An 18,401-nucleotide genomic window follows, 5' to 3' on the forward strand; every position below is an offset into this window, starting at 1 on the left:
TCGTTGCCTTCCGCGATGACGTCGAACCAGTCCAGCGCCCAGTTGAAGAACTCCGGGCGGGGCCAGCGGAAATCCGCATAAGCAGTGACATAGTCCTCGCGGTGCTCCAGCAGAAAGTCCCGTGCCCTGCGGAACTCCTCCGTCGCCGTCGTCATCTGTCCTCCTAGGAGCCGTACCGACGCAGGTGTCACTACCCGCGAACGGGGGTGTGTGCCCACGCATAGGCGGCCCCCGGTACGGGCAGACCATTCACCTGCCGGTCGTCTGAATTTGCCCATGCACCCCTGTTGTTATTTCCCTCACCATCTCGGCACTCCGGATTTCAATGAGTTGTTGCCTAGAATTTGGCCCGGACACGACACACGGAGGGAGCGGTGACCGTGCGACGGGACTTCAAGGAGCCTGCCAGAAGCCGCCCCGACCTGGTCATCGGCCGGGAGGAACCGTTCACGGCGGCCCGTGAGCAGCTCGGTCGCGGGGGCAGTGTGCTGCTGCACGGGCCCGCCGGAATAGGAAAGTCGACTGTGCTGCGGGCATTGGCCGCGGATTACGCCGAGGCGGCCCGGACCGTGTTGCGCTGCTCGGCGACGGAGTCCGAATCGCATCTGCCGTTCCTGGCCCTGGCCGACCTGCTCGGTCTGGTGCTGGACGAGGTGTCCGACAAGCTGCCCGCCGCCCAGCGCACCGCGCTGGAGTCGGCGCTCACCGGCCGCGGCGAGTCCACCCTCCAGCGCGACGGCCTGGCGCTGCGCCTCGCCGTGCTGTCCGCGCTGCGCGCGCTCGCCGCCGAGGGGCCGGTGCTCGTCGTCGCGGACGATGTGCAGTGGCTGGACTCGGCCAGCTCCGAACTGCTCGGCTTCGCCGCCCGCCGCCTCGGCGACACGCCCGTCAAGATGCTGTGCGCGGTGCGCACCGACGGCCAGGAGTACGACCGCCATCTGCGCACCTCTCCCCCGGACACCCTCGCCGTCCGGCTGGGCCCGCTCTCCCGCGCCCAGGTCTCCGCGCTGCTCGACCACCGCGGCTACACCGGCCTGCCGCGGTCCACGGTCCGGGACATCCACCGCACCAGCGGCGGCAATCCGCTGTTCGCGCTGGAGCTGGGCCGTGCCCTCGCCGAGAACCCGACCCCGCCGCGCCCTGGCGAGCCGCTGCCAGTGCCGACCTCGCTGCGGGCGCTCGTCCTCAGCCGGCTGGAGATGCTCTCCGCCGAGGCCCGGCACACCCTCCTCGTGGCGAGCGCGGGCGCCCGGCCCACGCTGTCGCTGCTGCACGCGGCCGGCCGGGAGAACGCCGAGGCCGAGACCGCCCGGGCGGCCGAACTCGGGCTGCTGGCCACGGAGCCGGAGGGTCCCGCCGTACGCTTCGCGCATCCGCTGGTCTCGGCCGCGCTGTACGCGGAGGCGCCCGCGCATCAGCGGCGGGCCGCGCACGCGGCGCTGTCCACAGCGGCCTCCGATCCGATCGAGCGGGCCCGGCATCTGGCGCTGGCGACGACGGGGACGGATCCGGAGGTGGCGGCGCGACTCGCCGGGGCCGCCATACTGGCCCGGGACCGGGGGGCGCCCTCGGTGGCCGCCTCGCTCGGGCTGCTCGCGGCGCGGCACGCGCCGGCCGACAGTGTGCCGGGGCCGGACGAGCGGCGGTTGCAGGCGGCCGAGGACGCGATCACCGCCGGTGAGGTGGACCTGGCCCGGGACATCGCGCGTGAGGTGCTGACGCGGGCCACGGTTCCGGCGGAGCGGGTGCGGGCCTGGATGGTGGTGATCGAGGCGGCGGGTCAGGCCCTCGGGGAGGTCGACGCCGTCTTCCCGCAGGCGCTGGCCGACGCGGGCGACGACCCGCGGCTCCTCGCGCTGGTGCACTACCAGCTGGCCTGGCGTGCGCTGGTCGTCGAGGGCGACTTCGCCGAGGGCCGCGAGGAGGCCGCGCACGCCGCGGACCTGGCGGCGCGGGCCGGGGACCGGCGTACCGAGCTGCTGGCGCTCGCCTTCCAGGCCCAGGCAGAGACACTGATGGGGCACCCGGACGCGCCCGCGACCATCAAGCGGGCGCTGAAGGAGCCGCAGGACCCGCAGGTGGCGTGTCACCACAATGGGGCGGGTTCGACGCGTTTCCGCTGGCTGCTGATGAGTGACCAGCTGCCGGAGGCGCGCAACACGGTCACCGCGCTGCTGCGCGAGGTGCGGCGGCGCGGGATGGTCGAGAGCGAGGTGCACTTCCTGCGGCTGCTGGCCGAGACCGAGCTGCGTTCGGGGCACTGCGGCCGCGCTCTCGACCTGGCCCGCGAGAGCCTGCGGCTGGCCCGCGACTCCGGCATCGGCGAGGTGGCCTCCGCGATGCTCACCTCGCTCGCCGAGGCCTCGGGCGGCAGCGTGGACCAGGCGCTGGCGCTGGCGCGGGAGGCGGTGGAGCACGCCGAGGAGGACGGCGACCAGATCTACGTCTCGCGCGCGCTGGCTGCCCTCGGATACGTCCAACTCGTCGCCGGGGACGCCCCGGGGACCGTTCGGTCGCTGCGCCGGGTGCGGGAGCTGGAGCACGGGCTGGGTGTCACCGACCCGGCGCGGGGCCGTTGGCACGGGGACCTCGCGGAGGCGCTGGTGCGGATCGGCGAGTTCGCGGAGGCGCAGGACGTCATCGACGTGACGCGCGAGCAGGCGCTGCGGCTGGGGCGGGAGAGCGTGCTGGCCGTGCTCGACCGGGCGGAGGCGCTGGTGCGGGTGGCGGGCGGCGAACACGAGGCGGCGGTGGGCCAGTTGACGTCGGTGCAGGACCGGCTGAGCAAGCTGGGCTACGGCCTCGAAGAGGCGCGCGCGGCCTTCGAACTGGCGCGGTTGCGGGCCCGGCGGGGGTCAGGGCCGACGTCGTACGACGAGGCGGCCCGGCTGTTCCGGCGGTGCCGGGCGCTGCCCTGGCTGCGGCAGGTCGACGCGGCCGTGGCGGCGGGGGCGGCGCCGGACCGGCAGGCGGTCCCGGCTGCCGCGCCGACCGCGCTGGACGGGCTCGCCTCGATGGAGCGTCAGGTCGCCGCGCTGGTGATGGAGGGCGCGACCAACCGGGAGATAGCCGGGCGGCTGTTCATCAGCGTCAAGACCGTCGAGGCGACGCTCACCCGGGTCTACCGCAAGCTGGGGATCCGATCGCGGGTCGACATCGTCCGACTGGCGGCGGGGCGGCACGTCAAGTAGGGGCGGGGCGGCAGGTCAAGTAGGGGCGGCGCGGCAGGTCAAGTAAGGACGGCGGCACCCGACCGAGGGTTTTCCCTGCCCCAACTCCCTTAGGGGGTTCCCTCATTGGGGCGCACGTGTGCCCGCCCTAGCGTAGTCCTGTGCCGCTCGCCGGGCACACGGGGGTCGGTCCCGAGACCCCCGTGCTCCACCCCCACCCGCGCGACCCCCCACCGGCAACCCCTTGAGGAGACTCATGTTCGGGCTCACCCGTGCCAGAAAGACCGCCGCCGTCCTCGCGGCGACCGCTGCCGCCGCCGCGACCGCGCTGCTCACCGCCCCCGCCGCCGTCGCCGCCCCGCAGCCCATCGTCGGCGGCACGACGACCACCACGACCGCGTACCCGTTCATGATGCAGATCACGGACGCCTCGCAGGACCAGTTCTGCGGCGGCACCCTGGTCTCGCCGACGAAGGTCGTGACCGCCGCGCACTGCATGGTCGGCGAGAGCACCGGCAGCGTCCGCGTGGTCGGCGGCCGCACGTACCTCAACGGCACCAACGGCACGGTGAGCCGGGTCAGCAAGATCTGGATCCACCCCAACTACAGGAACGTCACCAGCGGCGACGACGTGGCCGTACTGACGCTGTCGACGTCGATGCCGTACACCACGGCGAAGTACGTCTCCTCCTCGCAGACCTCCGTGTACGCGGCCGGCACCACGGCCCGCGTCCTCGGCTGGGGTACCACCTCCCAGAGCGGCAGCTCCTCCAACCAGCTGCGGACCGCGACCGTCCCCACGGTGTCCGACTCCAGCTGCCGCGGCTCGTACGGCTCCGACTTCGTGGCGAGCGACATGGTGTGCGCCGGATACACCTCGGGCGGCGTGGACACCTGCCAGGGCGACAGCGGCGGTCCCCTGCTCATCGGGGGCGTCCTGGCAGGGATCACTTCCTGGGGCGAGGGCTGCGCGCAGGCCGGTTACCCGGGCGTCTACACCCGGTTGACGACCTTCTCCAGCCTGGTGACCGCGCAGGTCAACTCGTAACACTCCGAAGGACTCCTGAGTATCCCTCAGGTAAGTAAGCCGGGGGGCGTTGCGGGCCTCCACGAGCGGCCCGCAGCGCCCCCTCTCCATGCGCCCGCTCGGGCGCGGGTCACGGGATCACGGTCCCGAAGCGGATGTCGTACGACCCCTGGTGCAGCACCTGGAGCATGCGCGCCCCCTCCTCGGTCACCTCCTCGCGCTGAGCCCGGGTGAGACTGCCGAACGGCTCGATGACCAGGGCGCCGTCGACCAGCCGCCAGACGCCGGCCAGGAAGCCGTCGACGAGAAGCGGGCAGTAGACGGTGTTCACCTGCCAGGTACGGCCGTGGTGCGCGGGCGGCACCACACGGGTGCGGTCGGCGTGCGAGAGCAGCAGATTGTCGAACTCGGGCAGGAAGCGGGGCGGGGCCGGGGTGTCCGGGTCGGGGCGGGGCGCGTCGGGCAGGTCGAAGAGCTCGACGCCACCCTCGTCCCGGAAGGTGATCAGCTGCGGGCGAAGCCGCTCGAACACCGGACGCATCCGGGTCAGGCCCGACCAGGTCTGCATGTCCTTCACGGAGGCGGGACCGAAGGCGCCGAGGTAGCGCAGTACGGCGCTCTCCTGGGTGGCGGCCGGTTCGGCGGGGCGATTCAGCCAGTGCTCGGCGGTGGTGAGGGCGACCTGGGCGCTCTTGCCCCACAGTCCGCGCGGGGTGACCTGGACCAGCGGGAGCGTGCAGCGGGCGGCCACGGCGAGGGCCTGCGGGTCGGCGTCCGGCCACTCGGTGAGCAGGGCCTCGCGCAGCTGCCGCATGGTGCGCGGCTCGGCCTCGACCAGCTCGCGGGCGATGGCGGCGAGCCGCTCCAGGTCGACACCGGTAAGGCCCTTGCGGAAGATCTTGATCTCCCGGTCGGGGACGGACTGCACCAGCGGCCGCAGGATGAGGGAGTCGTCGGCGGTGTGCAGGTGGATGGTCGAGCGCAGGGTGACGATACGGACCGCCTCGCGATCGGCCAGCAGCCCGGACAGCTCCTCGGGGCGGAAGCCGTCGAGGCGGGCGGCGAGCGCGTAATACGGCGGCTTGACCTCCTGGGCCTGCAGTCCGACGAGGTGCTCCACCGCCGCCTTCGCGGACAGCGGCGCGCGGCGCAGGAGCAGCTGCCGGTCGAGGGTGGCGCGGTTGAGGGCGCGGGTGCCGAGCACGGGCGTCGTCCGGTTCATGCTCCGCACGCTAGCGCCGCTTGCGGACAGCTTGTGTCCGCAATCCTTTCTCAGCGCCCCGTCACGATGCCGTTTGCCCCGTATATCCTGGCCAACGATCACACTGCCGCAGGCCAACCAGGGAGGTGCCCCATCGCCTGGAAGAACGCATCGAAGAGGTCCGGCTGGCGACGAGCACTCCCCCCGCAGCCGCCGAAGTCCGACCCGCCACCCACTCCGAATCCGTCGGCCGCGCAGCCCTCGGAGATCGTCAGCGTGGTCGAGGCGGCGCTGTACGAGGACGGCGTCCGCGTCTCCACCCCCGCGACCCTCGCCGACACCTACCGCGAGCTGCGCGAGAAGCCGTCCGGCATGGCCTGGATCGGCCTGGCTCGCCCCACGGAGAGCGAACTGCTGTCCCTGGCCGAGGAGTTCGACCTACACCCGCTGTCCGTAGAGGACGCGATGGAGGCGCATCAGCGGCCGAAGCTGGAACGTTACGGCGACACCCTCTTCGTCGTCCTGCGGGCGGCTCGCTACCTCGACGCGCCGGAGGAGGTCGAGTTCGGCGAGCTGCATGTCTTCGTCGGCCCCGACTTCGTGATCACGGTCCGCCATGGCGCGGCCCCGGACCTGTCCGCCGTACGCCGCCGTATGGAGGAGACGCCGGAGCTGCTGAAACTGGGCCCGGAAGCGGTGCTGTACGCCATCCTCGACGCGGTCGTCGACGGCTACGCGCCGGTCGTCGCGGGGGTCCAGAACGACATCGACGAGATCGAGACCGAGGTGTTCCGCGGCGACCCGGAGGTCTCTCGCCGAATCTACGAACTCTCCCGCGAAATGGTCGAGTTCCAGCGCGCCACCCGCCCCCTGGTCGGCATGCTGCACGGCCTGATGGCGGGCTTCGCCAAGTACGGCACGGACGAAGAACTCCAGCGCTACCTCCGGGACGTCGCCGACCACGTCACCCACACCAGCGAACGCGTCGACGGCTTCCGCCAGGCGCTGACCGACATCCTGACGGTGAACACGACTCTGGTGACCCAGCAGCAGAACGCGGAGATGCGGGCGCTGGCGGAGGCGGGGTTCGAGCAGAACGAGGAGATCAAGAAGATCTCGTCGTGGGCGGCGATTCTCTTCGCCCCGACACTGGTCGGGACGATCTACGGGATGAACTTCGAGCACATGCCGGAGTTGCACTGGGTGTTCGGGTACCCGTTCGCAATCGCCCTGATGGGGGTTGTCTGCACCGGTTTGTACGTCGTCTTCAAGCGGCGGGACTGGCTCTGAGTGATCGGCCGCGCGAGCTCGGGTCCTGCGAGCCCGGAGCAACGCGTACGCGTGCAGCAGCCTCTCTCGGGCCGCTGGGGAGGATCTGGGGAGAATGAAACGCGCTCCGTTCCGGCGGGTTCTCCCCAGCATTGGCGGGCACGGCACGGCACGCTCGGGGTGGACGGCCTACCGCCGCCGCTTACGGTCGCGGTGCGCGGACACGTGGACCCGCGTGGCGCACAGACGTGAGCAGTATGCGCGGCGGCCGTTGCGGGACACGTCGACGAAGACGGCGCGGCAGTCTGGTGCCGAGCACCGCCCGAGACGGCAAGGATCCGTCTCGGTGAGTACCAGGGCGAGCCCGGCCGCGGTGGCGGCCCGCACGCGCGTGACGACATCGGCGTTCTCGTCGGCGTAGTGCAGGTGCGGCGGCTGGCCGTCGTGTGTGGACACGTACGGGCGGGCCGCCGCATCGGTCAGCAGCCGGTTGACGGCACCGACCTGCTCCGTCGTGGTGGGGGCCGCGAACGCCTCCCACAGGCGCAGGCGCCAGGCCAGCAGTAGCTGGAGCTGCTGGTCGGTCAGCTCGGGGCGGGCCACCCGATGCTCGGCCAGCAACGTCTCGACCGTGCGGGCATCGCACCCGTCGTCGAGGTTGGCCAGGCCCGCCGCCAGCAGGGCCGCGTTGCCGCCGTAAGCGTTGAAATGCATTTACTCATTGCATCACGCTCACGGCATGACTTCATGCCACTTCCTCACCTTGTCGAAGCACTCGACCTCCCTGGGCTGGGTGCGCTACCAGCGCTGCGCCTGCGGCCGCCTCCGTGTGCTGCTGGCCGGGGATGTCCTCAAGGACGGGCCTGCGCCGCCACGCGGGCCGTCAACTGAAGAGCCGGTGACGGCGGTCGGGCGGGCAGCCGGACAGGCAGCCGGTGGCGGTGAGCCGGCGTGCTAGGACTCAGCTGGGCCCAACTGGGCTCCTTCGTCGTGCTCTGCCTTGTCCTTGCGGCAACACCGGGCGCCAATCTCACAGTCGTGCTCGGCTGCGCGCGGCAGGGCGGTCAGCGTGCCGCAATCGCCGCCACGGTCGGCTTGACGCTCGGCAAGGTCTTCTGGGCGGCAGGCTCCGTCCTCGGGCTCGCCACGCTGCTGGCGACCTCGCGCGTGGCATACGACGTGCTCCGGCTCGCGGGCGCGGCCTACCTGATCTGGCTCGGCGTGCAGGCCCTGCGCTCGGCCCGGCGCCGGCCGGCGGTCCAGCCGCCCGACGGTCTCATGCCCGAGCTGTCCGCGCTCGGCGGATTCCGCCGCGGCCTGATCGGCGACCTGCTCAACCCCAAGGTGGGGATCTTCTACACCACCGTTTTCCCGCAGTTCATCGGGCCGGACGATGCGGTCGTCCCGGCGGCCGCTGCGCTGCTCGCCGCTCACACCGCGGTGCTCATGACGTGGTATCCGGGGATGAGCTATCTGCTGACCCGGGTGGGCCGCCGGCTCGCGAGACCCGGACTCTCGGCAGTGCTTGACGGGGTCATGGGTTCCGCACTCATTGGGCTCGGCATCCGACTGGCGATCGTTCCACTCTGAAGTGCCCAGCCGCCCGGCGCTCGGCTACACAGGTCCGCGCCATCGGACAGGTCACCGCCTCCCCCCTCCCGTGTGCCGACAGCCGTGTTCGTCGCCTGACGGTCGTCGCAGAGCGCGGTCATGTAGATGGCGTCACATGGGCGCTGTGCCGGAGGCAGGACGGCGCAGGCGCCGGGCACCTCACGGGTGCCCGGCGCCTGACCTGGATGCGGGGTCTTGCCCACCGCGTGCGACGGTGGCCGGGCGATCACAGCCCGATGTCGGCCAGCCACTGGCTCGTGGTCCGAGGGGTGACGCCCAGCAGCTTCTGGGCGGAGGTCTCCGGCACGATCGAGCGGCCCGGCATGGCGCTCATCGCCTGGTAGGCCCCCGCGATATCGGTAGCCGCGCCCTCCCCGGTCGCGGTCACCCGAGACGGTGAGGTGCGCTGCTGGTCACCCAGGGCGCGCCGGGAGCTCCAGCGCGTCCGGTGCCGGTCGGTAAGATTTGCGCCTCGTCGACGATCGACTGCGCGCGGCCGGGGGGGCCGCTGGGGAGGGGCTGGTTGTGGGCACGTTGCCCGAAGTGTTCGCGCTGCCTCGGACGCTGCGGCATTTCGCGGCCACCGGTGAGGGGCTGCCGCCGGACGGGGCGGTGGAGGTCGACGCTCCGGACGCAGCCCTGCGGGCCGCGCTCACCGCGGCCCGGTCCGGTGCCTGGGAACCGGCGGCGGAACTGATGGCACAGACGCGGACCGCCCGGGACTGGGACCGGCGCGGTCAGTACAGCACCGCCCTGGCCGAGCTCGCCCTGCATCACACCGGGTGGCTCGCCGAATGGCGGCAGGACCGCCCCGGCGACCCGGATCTCGCCCTGGTGGCGGCCGAATTGGAGATCGGCCGCGCCTGGGAGATACGTACCGCCGCGCGCGCCCGCCATGTGTCGCGGGAGCAGTTCCAGGCATTCCATGGGGTTCTGCGCGACTCCGAACCGATCCTGCGGACGGCCGCCGACACCAACCCCGGCGACCCCGTTCCCTGGCGGATCCTCATCGCCCATGCCATGGGACTCGGCGCTCCCCGAGCGGTGTTCGACGACTACCTGACCCGCGGGCGCGAAGCCGACCCGCACCATGTGGGCCTGCACGCCCGCGCGGTGCAGTACCTGGCGAAGAAGTGGTACGGCTCGCACGCCGAGATGTTCGAGTTCGCCGAGTCGGCCGCCGTGGCAGCCCCCGAGGGTTCACCACTGCGCGGACTGCCCCTGCACGCGGTCACCGAGTACGCGCTGGAGCACGAGGCGGGAATCGGGCAGGGGCCGGTGGCCTGGTCCCGGATCGAAGGGCTCGTCGAGGCAGGGCTGGAGCTGTCCGCCGCGTACGAGCCGGGCGACCGGCGCGCGGCGGGCTTCCGCAACCACCTCGCGCTCGCGCTGATCCGCTCCGGGCGCGAGGCCGACGCTCTGGAGGTCTTCCGCCTCATCGGCACCGACGCGCGCACCTTCCCCTGGGCGTACCTGGGCGACCCGAGGGAGATCTTCCTCCTGATGCGCCGGGGAGTCCGCGTCCATGTCGCCCGCCGGACGCCGTACTTCGGCGGCTCCGTACCGGCACCGGCGGTCGCAGGCCCGTCCGATGGAGCGGCCCCGGCAGACGCCGCCACCGCCCCCGTGGCCATGGCCGTCGCGCTCGCCGGCGCTCCGCTGCCGGACGTCCGCGAGGCGGTCCTGATCACCGGAACGACCGTGCGCCTCGCCCCGGCACCCGGCGGCGGCACGTTCGTCGAGATCGCACCCTCGGCGGATCCGCCGGGCCGCCGCACGGGCATGCGCGGGACCCTGCTCGGCGAGGACGGGCTGCCCCGGCTGGCCGGCACGTTCAGCCGGGGGGAGGAATGGCCGGTCCTGGTGGCGGTCAAGGAGGGCGCCGACTACACGCTCCACCTGTACCGCGACGGCCGCCTGGTGGCCGCTCACGCCTGGTGGGCCGACCTGGCCGAGATGCCGACGCAGCAGGAGGCGGTGGACCGGGCGACCGCGCTGGCGGCGGCCTACGGGATGACGGACCACCGCCCCCTCACCGCGGTCCTGCGCGGCACCGGCGATCCGCGGCAGCACCTCGACGAGGCGTTCACGGCGCTCGGGCTGCCCTCACTCCCGGCCGGCTTCGGGCATCGCACCGAACCCCTGTCCGAACTGCCGGGGGCGCAGCTGGTGGAGCGCCGGTCCTTCTTCCGGGCGATCAAGGAGTCACTGTCCGCGCACAGCGACGGTGCCTCCGGCGGAGAGCTGCCCCCGCTGTCCTGACGAGGTGCACCGCAACATGCGGTTGCGATCCTGGGGCACACCAAGTCCCGCTGCCCCGCTAGGAGCGGAGGGAGGCGGCGCTGCGACGCGTCTGTTCGAGGTGGGTGTCGATGTACCGGGTGAGGATCAGCGCATCCTGGGGCTCGTCGGCCTGGAAGGTGACGCGGCGCAGCAGGCTGACCCCGTCGAGTGCGACGCCTTCACGGGCGAGGACGAAGACGAGGGTGAGGAAGGCGGCCCGTGCGTTGCCGTCGTCGAAGGGATGGAAGAAGCAGACGTCGAGGTAGGCGCGTGCGGCCCGGGCGGTCAGGGGCAGTGGCCGCCCGGCGTCCTTCGCACTCTCGGCCAGGCAGGCGTCCAGGCGGGCGCGTGTGTCACGGCTGATGCCGTAGCGTTCCCTGCCCCTCTTGGCGAAGGCGGGCAGGCTGCGGAACGGCGGCGGTTGCGGTGTGTCCAGGACGTGTTGTTGCCATCGCTGGATCAGCTCGAAGTCGAGGGAAGCGCCGCGCGCCGCGTCGGCCCGCAGGAGCTCCAGTGCAGCGAGCAGGCCCTGGGCGCGGGTGGGGTCCAGGGCGCCGTCGAAGGCGCGGATGTCCTCCGCCGCGCCGTCGCGCGACGGGGTCACCGGTTGGCCGCCGCCGTCCGGGGACTGCTCCCACGGCACGGCGTCGCGTACCGCGAGCCAGCGCTGCAGGTGGTCCGGCGCGGGCCCGGCGGATCGTGCGCCGTCGTCCGGTCGCAGCGATCGTGCGAGGCGCTCCGCGACGTCCTCGACCAACACCGGGTCGGGGCCGGTCCAGCTCTGGAAGCGCCCCCCGACCGCCTGATCGACCAGCTCCTGCGCAAGGTCGGCTGCGACGCCCCAGCGGGTGAGGAACCAGGAGAGCACCTGATGGCAGTGGCCGTACCAGCCGCTGCCGCAGCCGGTGCGGTCGACGACCTGCAAGATCAGGTTTCGGGCGGCGCGGTCCCACAGGATCCGCTGTTCCTCGACGTCGGCCAGATCCAGCGGGTAGGCCTCGAACCACCCGGCGAGGCTCTCCAGCCACGCCCGCCACTCACACAGCGCCGCGATGACACGGTCGAGCGTCTCCTCGGGGGTGGTGATCGAGTCCTGTGGGCAACACCAGTTCCCGACCGGCCCTCCGTCGAAGTCCCCTTCGTCGTGCGCCCAGCGCCAGCCCACGACCCAGCGGCCGTAGTGCTCGGCAAGGGCGTGCGACATGGCATCGGCCCAGGGCTTGCCCTCCTCCCAGCTCCAGGTACTCATCGCCGGGTCACCGAAGGGGATCTCGGGACGACGGGGCAACCTCCGGGCCGGCCCGAGCGACCGCACCACCTCCGCAGCCGACGTGCTGTCGAAGGGATGCCGGGCGGGGTCCACATCGTCCCAGCTCAGATGACCAGGGGCCAGTTCGACAATCACCGCGCAAGCCTGCCATGTCCACCCGAGTGCGGTTCAAGCGGATTATGGAGCCTGGCCTGGCTTACGGTCCCTGACGAGGAGTCGTGCGGGGAGGCGGCCGGGCCGTGACGGCAATGTGAGGGCTTGGGTGGACTGGGGCTGTAACGGGGATCAGCCTCTCGGCGTGACACCAGGAGACGATCGCAGCTGGGGCGATGAAGCCGGCGCGTTCGTGAGGCCCGCCAACGTAGTGGCGTCCTCCGTGATGAACAGCGGGTTCATCGGGGCAGGGACGTCGTCGCCTGTGGGCCGACAACCTCACGGACAACTACTTGAGTCACCGCCTCCGAATGCGCGGCGGGCAGCTGGCCCACGTGACCGGAAGCGGTTCCGGATCCCGGCACACTGAGGAGATGTGATGCGCAAAGCGGTGTTCGGCTTGTTCGTGGCATTGGCGGCGGTGCTCGCGGTGGCGCCGCTGGCCAGTGCCGACCAGACCCAGACCGTCGCCTGCTGCGGCGGCACGCCCATTCCCCCGTAAAGAGCATTCGCGTCAGCTGGATGTTGCCTGAGGGCCCGTCAGCTTCCTGGCGGGCCCTTTTCCCTTCGTTCGGAACGGCGGTCAGACGGCAGCCGCCCGCACGGTGCGGGGCACCGCTCACCTTCCAGGAACGCCTCGGCCGCATCCGCCGCCTCGGCTACCCCGTCACCCGCGGCGAACCAGCGTGGCCGCCCTCGCCTCCCGGGTCTACCCGGAAGCCGAGACGGAGATCGCCCAGAAGGTCCTCGCCACAGCACAGGAGACCGGCGGTGGATGGCGGTCGTCGCGGGGTGACCCCGCCGACGAAGGTGACCTGATCGCAGCTGGGAGAATCCCCGCTGCGACGGCCGCTGCCCGCACCGGAGTGGTACGCGAGAGATACGAGCCCGGCGCGGAAGCGCACCGCCACCGAACGGAGCTCAGTGCAACGGGTCGGAACCATGGAGTGACGCGGCCATCGACCCGCAGGTCGCTGACGGGCAGGACGCCCGACCACGACGGAGCCCCGATCAAGCGCCGTCGACTGTCCCGGGTGCCGGCCCGCCCCGGCGAAGCAACCGCGCCCCCGCCGGAAGCAACGCGCTGACCGTGCGCATCCGCTGTGGATGGTCAGTCTGTGCCGTCGGGGTGTCGTTCGCCGTGGCGGGAAAGAGGCGCTGAACGGCGGCAACGACGGCGGCGCGCCGGGCTGCCAAGGAGGGGTCGCGGACCTGGTCGACGGCCACCGGCCTCCTGAGCTTTACGCAGCTGCTCGACCTTCCGGCGCATGGTCTCCTGGGTGGCGACGTCGGCGGCAGTGCCCGCGAATTCCAGTCGGCCCCAGCTCATGAGCCGGAAGGGGTCGGGGGTGAAGTAGTCGTGCACCCGCCCGGCGTATTCGGGCAGGTCGGTGGGGTCCAGGCGGGTCGCCTCGGCCACCGCGGCCATCTCCTGTTCGGCGACGAACCGGTACAGGGCCTCTTTGCCGTGGAAGTAGACGTACAGCCGCTCCTTGCTGGTCTTCGCGGCCTTGGCGATCCGGTCGATCCGCGCACCGGCGATCCCGTACCGCGAGAACTCGGCCCGAGCCGCGGTGACGATGCGGTCGCGGGTGGAGTCCGCGCGTCACAGAGCTCACCTCAGTCCGGGACGGGCGGTCCACAGCGCGGAGCGCGGGCGGGCGGAAGCGTCCCACCCCGTTCACAGGGTGCTGCTGCTGCGGCGTGCGGCTGCCAACCCGTTCCGACCGCCCTAGCATGGAGACCAGGGCAGCAAACAAGCCACCGCGTGCACCTCGCGGAAGCGCATGCGGTACGCCACCGGGCAGGTGCCACCCGCGCCCTCGCCACTTATGACCGAGCCGACCCTCCCCAGTGCCGAAACACCGCCCGCCCGGAGGCGCGGCCATCCCGTCCAGCGCATGGGCGCCAAGACCGGAAGGGCAAGCCCGATGCCTCCCACCCATCCACCCGATTTCGAGACAGCGCCGGACATCGTTCAGGTGGGACAGCACATTTCGCCTGGGCAACTGGAAGCGGCACTGGAGCAACTTCCCCACGACATCCGCAAACTCCTCCTCCCGCCAGCTGCCTGAGCAGGAGCTGACGGTCACTCAGAGTGGCAAGTGCAACAGCGCTTGCGACCCGGCCCTTCACCACCTCGTGAGGGAGCACGACATGACGCAGAACCCTTCCCCTGAATCCGATGCCACGCTTGGGACGGAGGCCCGGTTGAGCCGGCTGGAAGCACAGGTCGCGACCCTGGCCGAGGCCGTCCGGGTACTCGCCCGTGGGCTGGAGAACATCCCGTCGAAGGACGTTCCGCCCGAGGAAGCGGAACGCGGCGCGCGACTCGCCCACGAAATCCTGCTCTCCCAGGGCCTGTAGCCGCGGCGTCGCGTCGGAAGAGGGAGTCGGCCATGGCGCATCCAGCAGGACGTAAACCCATCGTGGTCGGCGTCGACCCCGATCCGGACAGACGCGCGGCGCTCGCCTGGGCTGTCGACGAGGCGGCCCGACGGCGCCTGCCACTGCTGCTGGTCCTCGCGCAGAACGTGCCGACCCCCGGGTACCGGCCGACGGGCGGTCGGCCGTCCTGGGAGAAGTGGAACGAGGCACTGCACGAGACAGGGAATCGCGTGCTGAATGAGGCGGTGGCCTTCGCCGAGTCCCGCCGTCCGCAGGTCGCGGTGTCCGGGCTGCTGGCGGAGGGGCATCCGGCCTGGGTGCTGCGCGAGCACGCGCAGGACGCCACCGAGGTCGTGCTCGGTTCCTGGCACCTGAGCGCTGCCCGGGAGCTTTTCATCTCCGCCGCTGTCGCCCTGCCGCTCGTCTCCCACGCGCCCTGCCCGGTGGTGGTCGTACCGGAGCGGGAGCACGTCCCCCGGCAGCCACCGCATTTCGTCGTCGGGGTCGACGGGAGCCCTCAGTCCGCGGCCGCCGTCGACTTCGCACTCGAGGAGGCCGCGCTGCGCGGCGCGGCCCTGCGGGCCCTGTACGTGTGGCGCCCTCCGGTCCTCGGAGTCCTGAACGAGGAGGCGGCCGTCCAGGAGTGCCACAGGCTGCTGTCGGAGACGGTTACGGTGCGTAGCGCCGCCCATCCGGAGGTAGCACTGCACCAGGAGGTCGTGAGAGGCCACCCGGTACAGGTCCTCACCAAGGTGTCCGAAGACGCCCTCGGCCTGGTCGTGGGCACGCGCGGGCATGGCGGCTTCACCGGCATGCTGCTGGGCTCCGTCAGTCAGGGCGTGCTGCACCACGCCCGCTGCCCGGTCATCACCGTTCCATACGCGCACGACCAGTAGCCCACGGTCTCCAGCAGGAGGACCTCACGCCGGAAGGCGAAGCATCTGGGGCGACGCCGAGTGCCAAGTGCCCGCCGTGACTCTCGCCGGGGCAGTGCGGGCGCTCTCCAACGGGCGGACAGCGAAGATCGCGGAGCACGACATCACGGCGGTACCGGTGGTCGACGACCAGGGCCGCCCGATCGGCGTGGTGTCAGAGGCGGACCTGCTGCGCAAACAGGAGAGCCAGGCGGATCCGGGCGGACATCTGGCCGCGGCGCACCTGCTGCCCGCGGAACGCGCCAAGGCCCACGCGCTGACCGCCGAGGGGTTGACCCGACGATCCGCGAGGAGATCATGACGGATGCTCTCACCCGAACCCTCGGCCTGCTTCTCCCACCGGGAGCCCGTGAAGGTCCATCTGTACCAGGATCACCGACATGAGATTCGACGATCACCGCGTGATCATTACCGCCACCGGCCGCGATTTCGGACGCACTTTGGCCATCCGTCTCGCGGACCTCGGCGCCGAGATCTTCCTCTCCGCGCGCACTCTCGCCGCCGCTGAACGTGTCCGCGACGAGATTCGCGGCCGAGGGCACCAGCATGTCCACGCCTTCGCCTGCGACCTGACCGACCCGGCCTCGATCCGCGACTTCGCTGCCGACGTCGCCCGGCACACCGACCGCATTGACGTGCTGATCAACAACGGCTCCCGCTACCTCCAAGGACCAGACCTCCAATCGGCCTCCGACGCCGACGTCGTCGACACCATCGCATCCGGCGCAACTGGCACCGTCCTGACCGTGAAGAACTTCCTCCCTCTGCTACTCAACTCGGACAAGCCAGACGTGGTGACCATGGTCTCCGCCTGCGGAACGGCCGGTCATCACCGCTCGGACGCGCACGACGCCTTCTACGCGGCCAAGAGCGCCCAGGCAGGGTTCGCCGAGATCCTCTCCAAGCGCCTGCGGCCCATGGAGTCCGGGTGATCTCCCTCTACCCGCCCGACTTCGCCAACCCTGACCCGCTCTCCGAGGAATGGGAGACCACACCACGCGAGGCCAAGGACGCCCTCACCGCACAGTCACTCGTGGCGTGCATCCTCTTCGCCGTCGCCCAGCCCCGCGACTGCTTCATCAAGGCATTCCACTTCGAACAGGTCTGACCGATCCCTGGCCCACGTCGAAGACGCCTGGATCCGCCCGGGCCAGCGGGCCGCGGCTCGCTTCGAAGGGACCCGCTGATGAAGCGGAACCTGCGCATGGTCGCCGCCCCGACCTCGACATCATCTGCGAAGTGCTCCACTGTGATGGAAGGGGAGCCTGAGGAGGGCGTGCAGGCGGCCGCGGCGCTGGACTTCACGACCGGCCACGTCCGCGAGCTCCGCCGCGTGCCCGCCAGGGACGCCGGCTACACCTGGCTGATCGCCGACGCGGGGGACGAGGCCGCGCTGCTGACGTCCGGAAGCTGCGACGAGACCGCGCTGACCACCCTCGACCGCTCCGGCGCGCGGGTCGCCCCGGCCGACACCATCCCGCTGTTCACGGGCGGCACCCGTTGCCCCGTCGACGCGGCCGTGCTGGGATCCGACGGCACGGCGGTCGTGCGGCGGTCCGTCTCGGACGGCGGGGACATCGTCTTCGTCGACACCGCGGCCGGGGAGGTGCGCTGGCGGAGGACGGATCCGTACCCGGGCACCTTGTCGCTGGTCGAGCTTCCGCTGGGGGGTACGTTCGAGGGCCGCCTGCTCGCCCGCGCCATCAGCCGCGACGACGAGTACGCCATGCTGGACCCCGACACCGGCAAGGTGCTGCGGACCTGGGCCGACGACACCCCCGGTGCGAAGGACGCCAACCTCCATCTCCTCGGTTGGTACGGCAGTGCCGACGACGCCGCCGCCTACCGGTTCGAGAGGTTCGAGGAGGACGGCAACGGCGACGAGGTCTCCTGGCGGCTGTCCTGGCTCGATCCCCGGACCCTCCGGCCGGCGGACACGCCGCTGTTCGAGATGAGCGACCCGGGGCCGGATCCCGTGGCCGCCGAAGGGAACTACCTCTTCGTCGAGCAGCGCGGGAACATCATGGCCCTGACCGCCGACGCCTCCCCCTGATCGGGGACATGGCGCCGGGTCGCGTGCCTTCGCGGCCCGATCAAGCCGTCGGCCGCGGCGTTGAAGACGTGCGTCGGCAGACCGTATTCGCCCATGTGGCCCAGGACATGCCTCCGATCAGTTGACACGAGCCTGTGGGTGATGGGATCGCTGGCCGTTGTGGGGCAGAAAGGCATTGCAAGTGTGCGCTGATCCGGTTGGCCGGACCGAAATCGGGGCGGCACTCAGATCGCGAACAACTAGGAACCGCAGTGGCCATGCATGCCGAGACCCCACCCAGCACGTCGCCTGAGGACTTCTACGAGAACGAGGTGCCCGTCCGGCGCAGGCGGCCCGGGAATGTGGTGGTGAAGTGGCTTACCACCACCGATCACAAGACCATCGGCACCCTCTACATGACCACATCGTTCGGCTTCTTCTGCCTCGGCGGCATCCTGGCGATGGCCATGCGCGCCGAACTCGCGCGTCCGGGCATGCAGATCGTGTCGATGGAGCAGTACAACCAGGCGTTCACGATGCACGGCCTGATCATGCTGCTGATGTTCGCGACGCCGCTGTTCGCCGGCTTCACGAACTGGATCATGCCGCTGCAGATCGGCGCCCCGGACGTCGCGTTCCCGCGGCTGAACATGTTCGCCTACTGGCTGTACCTCTTCGGCTCGCTGATCGCGGTGGCCGGTTTCCTCACCCCGGACGGCGCCGCGGACTTCGGCTGGTTCATGTACAGCCCGCTCTCGGATGCCGAGCATTCGCCCCATGTCGGCTCGGACCTGGCCATCATGGGTCTGGCCTTCTCCGGCTTCGGCACGATCCTCGGTGCGGTCAACTTCATCACCACGATCATCTGCATGCGCGCGCCCGGCATGACGATGTTCCGGATGTCGATCTTCTGCTGGACCGTGCTGCTGACCAGTGTTCTGGTCCTGCTGGCCTTCCCGGTCCTCGCAGCCTCGCTGTTCGCGCTGGAGGCCGACCGCAAGTTCGGTGCGCACGTCTTCGACGCGTCCAACGGCGGAGCGCTGCTATGGCAGCACCTCTTCT

17 protein-coding genes and 2 pseudogenes are annotated in these 18,401 nt (G+C 71.2%); 13 read left to right on the top strand and 6 right to left on the bottom strand.

The window, feature by feature from the left end:
- Positions 1-374 precede the first annotated feature (374 nt).
- Positions 375-3,191 carry a helix-turn-helix transcriptional regulator gene (locus SSP24_RS40400; RefSeq protein ID WP_141315941.1) on the top strand — a complete coding sequence of 939 codons (2,817 nt, stop codon included), beginning with the start codon at positions 375-377 and terminating at the stop codon, positions 3,189-3,191.
- A gap of 235 nt (positions 3,192-3,426) precedes the next feature.
- Positions 3,427-4,218 carry a S1 family peptidase gene (locus SSP24_RS40405; protein ID WP_141315943.1) on the top strand — a complete coding sequence of 264 codons (792 nt, stop codon included), beginning with the start codon at positions 3,427-3,429 and terminating at the stop codon, positions 4,216-4,218.
- Between the two features lie 109 nt (positions 4,219-4,327).
- On the opposite strand, the gene SSP24_RS40410 is transcribed toward SSP24_RS40405, so the two are convergent.
- Positions 4,328-5,419 (bottom strand): winged helix DNA-binding domain-containing protein, encoded by a 1,092-nt coding sequence (locus tag SSP24_RS40410; protein ID WP_141315945.1) that lies wholly within the window; start codon positions 5,417-5,419, stop codon positions 4,328-4,330.
- Positions 5,420-5,551: 132 nt separating this feature from the next.
- On the opposite strand from SSP24_RS40410, the gene SSP24_RS40415 reads away from it, so the two are divergent.
- Entirely contained in the window at positions 5,552-6,688 is a 1,137-nt protein-coding gene (locus SSP24_RS40415) for a magnesium and cobalt transport protein CorA (RefSeq protein ID WP_141315963.1), read from the top strand.
- Between the two features lie 168 nt (positions 6,689-6,856).
- Here the strand turns inward: SSP24_RS40415 and SSP24_RS40420 are convergent, their stop codons facing one another.
- Positions 6,857-7,381 (bottom strand): CGNR zinc finger domain-containing protein, encoded by a 525-nt coding sequence (locus SSP24_RS40420; protein ID WP_141315947.1) that lies wholly within the window; start codon positions 7,379-7,381, stop codon positions 6,857-6,859.
- 25 nt (positions 7,382-7,406) lie between these two features.
- Between SSP24_RS40420 and SSP24_RS40425 the strand changes: the two genes are divergently transcribed.
- Both SSP24_RS40425 and SSP24_RS40430 read left to right on the top strand, forming a co-directional pair.
- Positions 7,407-7,625 (top strand): hypothetical protein, encoded by a 219-nt coding sequence (locus SSP24_RS40425; RefSeq protein ID WP_141315949.1) that lies wholly within the window; start codon positions 7,407-7,409, stop codon positions 7,623-7,625.
- Positions 7,619-8,257 (top strand): LysE family translocator, encoded by a 639-nt coding sequence (locus SSP24_RS40430; protein ID WP_141315951.1) that lies wholly within the window; start codon positions 7,619-7,621, stop codon positions 8,255-8,257. The genes SSP24_RS40425 and SSP24_RS40430 overlap by 7 nt, the downstream gene beginning before the upstream one ends.
- A gap of 247 nt (positions 8,258-8,504) precedes the next feature.
- Here SSP24_RS40430 and SSP24_RS40435 read toward each other — a convergent pair whose 3' ends face one another.
- Entirely contained in the window at positions 8,505-8,666 is a 162-nt protein-coding gene (locus tag SSP24_RS40435; protein WP_174864802.1) for a hypothetical protein, read from the bottom strand.
- Positions 8,667-8,821: 155 nt separating this feature from the next.
- Between SSP24_RS40435 and SSP24_RS40440 the strand changes: the two genes are divergently transcribed.
- Positions 8,822-10,540: a hypothetical protein gene (locus tag SSP24_RS40440; protein ID WP_141315953.1), complete on the top strand. Its 1,719-nt coding sequence runs from the start codon at positions 8,822-8,824 to the stop codon at positions 10,538-10,540.
- A 58-nt stretch (positions 10,541-10,598) separates the two neighbouring features.
- Here SSP24_RS40440 and SSP24_RS40445 read toward each other — a convergent pair whose 3' ends face one another.
- The gene (locus tag SSP24_RS40445) at positions 10,599-11,966 is read right to left on the bottom strand and encodes a Fic family protein (RefSeq protein ID WP_167529855.1); all 1,368 of its coding nucleotides are present in this window, start codon (positions 11,964-11,966) and stop codon (positions 10,599-10,601) included.
- A 397-nt stretch (positions 11,967-12,363) separates the two neighbouring features.
- On the opposite strand from SSP24_RS40445, the gene SSP24_RS45050 reads away from it, so the two are divergent.
- The gene (locus SSP24_RS45050; RefSeq protein WP_268255072.1) at positions 12,364-12,486 is read left to right on the top strand and encodes a hypothetical protein; all 123 of its coding nucleotides are present in this window, start codon (positions 12,364-12,366) and stop codon (positions 12,484-12,486) included.
- Between the two features lie 609 nt (positions 12,487-13,095).
- On the opposite strand, the gene SSP24_RS44685 is transcribed toward SSP24_RS45050, so the two are convergent.
- Both SSP24_RS44685 and SSP24_RS45200 read right to left on the bottom strand, forming a co-directional pair.
- Entirely contained in the window at positions 13,096-13,404 is a 309-nt protein-coding gene (locus SSP24_RS44685; protein ID WP_229864873.1) for a hypothetical protein, read from the bottom strand.
- 90 nt (positions 13,405-13,494) lie between these two features.
- Positions 13,495-13,566, bottom strand: a pseudogene (locus SSP24_RS45200) (TetR/AcrR family transcriptional regulator); the annotation flags it as partial.
- 575 nt (positions 13,567-14,141) lie between these two features.
- Here SSP24_RS45200 and SSP24_RS40460 point away from each other — a divergent pair.
- The 6 genes and pseudogenes from SSP24_RS40460 to SSP24_RS40485 all read left to right on the top strand — a co-directional run.
- Positions 14,142-14,351: a hypothetical protein gene (locus SSP24_RS40460; RefSeq protein WP_141315955.1), complete on the top strand. Its 210-nt coding sequence runs from the start codon at positions 14,142-14,144 to the stop codon at positions 14,349-14,351.
- 32 nt (positions 14,352-14,383) lie between these two features.
- The gene (locus tag SSP24_RS40465; protein ID WP_141315957.1) at positions 14,384-15,268 is read left to right on the top strand and encodes a universal stress protein; all 885 of its coding nucleotides are present in this window, start codon (positions 14,384-14,386) and stop codon (positions 15,266-15,268) included.
- 67 nt (positions 15,269-15,335) lie between these two features.
- Positions 15,336-15,608 carry a CBS domain-containing protein gene (locus tag SSP24_RS44695; RefSeq protein WP_373306660.1) on the top strand — a complete coding sequence of 91 codons (273 nt, stop codon included), beginning with the start codon at positions 15,336-15,338 and terminating at the stop codon, positions 15,606-15,608.
- 79 nt (positions 15,609-15,687) lie between these two features.
- Positions 15,688-16,415: pseudogene (locus SSP24_RS40475) on the top strand (SDR family oxidoreductase).
- Between the two features lie 144 nt (positions 16,416-16,559).
- Positions 16,560-17,360 (top strand): hypothetical protein, encoded by an 801-nt coding sequence (locus SSP24_RS40480; protein ID WP_141315961.1) that lies wholly within the window; start codon positions 16,560-16,562, stop codon positions 17,358-17,360.
- 257 nt (positions 17,361-17,617) lie between these two features.
- A partial coding sequence (locus tag SSP24_RS40485) for a cytochrome c oxidase subunit I (protein WP_174864803.1) occupies positions 17,618-18,401 on the top strand: 784 nt, incomplete at its 3' end.

Origin of the sequence: Streptomyces spinoverrucosus, from assembly GCF_006539505.1 — a bacterium.
Lineage (GTDB): Bacteria > Actinomycetota > Actinomycetes > Streptomycetales > Streptomycetaceae > Streptomyces > Streptomyces spinoverrucosus.

Coding starts and splice junctions, on each gene's coding strand:
- SSP24_RS40405 (WP_141315943.1), top strand. CDS start 3,427: ATGTTCGGGCTCACCCGTGCCAGAAAGACCGCCGCCGTCCTCGCGGCG.
- SSP24_RS40410 (WP_141315945.1), bottom strand. CDS start 5,419: ATGAACCGGACGACGCCCGTGCTCGGCACCCGCGCCCTCAACCGCGCC.
- SSP24_RS40420 (WP_141315947.1), bottom strand. CDS start 7,381: ATGCATTTCAACGCTTACGGCGGCAACGCGGCCCTGCTGGCGGCGGGC.
- SSP24_RS40425 (WP_141315949.1), top strand. CDS start 7,407: ATGACTTCATGCCACTTCCTCACCTTGTCGAAGCACTCGACCTCCCTG.
- SSP24_RS45050 (WP_268255072.1), top strand. CDS start 12,364: ATGCGCAAAGCGGTGTTCGGCTTGTTCGTGGCATTGGCGGCGGTGCTC.
- SSP24_RS40460 (WP_141315955.1), top strand. CDS start 14,142: ATGACGCAGAACCCTTCCCCTGAATCCGATGCCACGCTTGGGACGGAG.
- SSP24_RS40465 (WP_141315957.1), top strand. CDS start 14,384: ATGGCGCATCCAGCAGGACGTAAACCCATCGTGGTCGGCGTCGACCCC.
- SSP24_RS40480 (WP_141315961.1), top strand. CDS start 16,560: ATGGAAGGGGAGCCTGAGGAGGGCGTGCAGGCGGCCGCGGCGCTGGAC.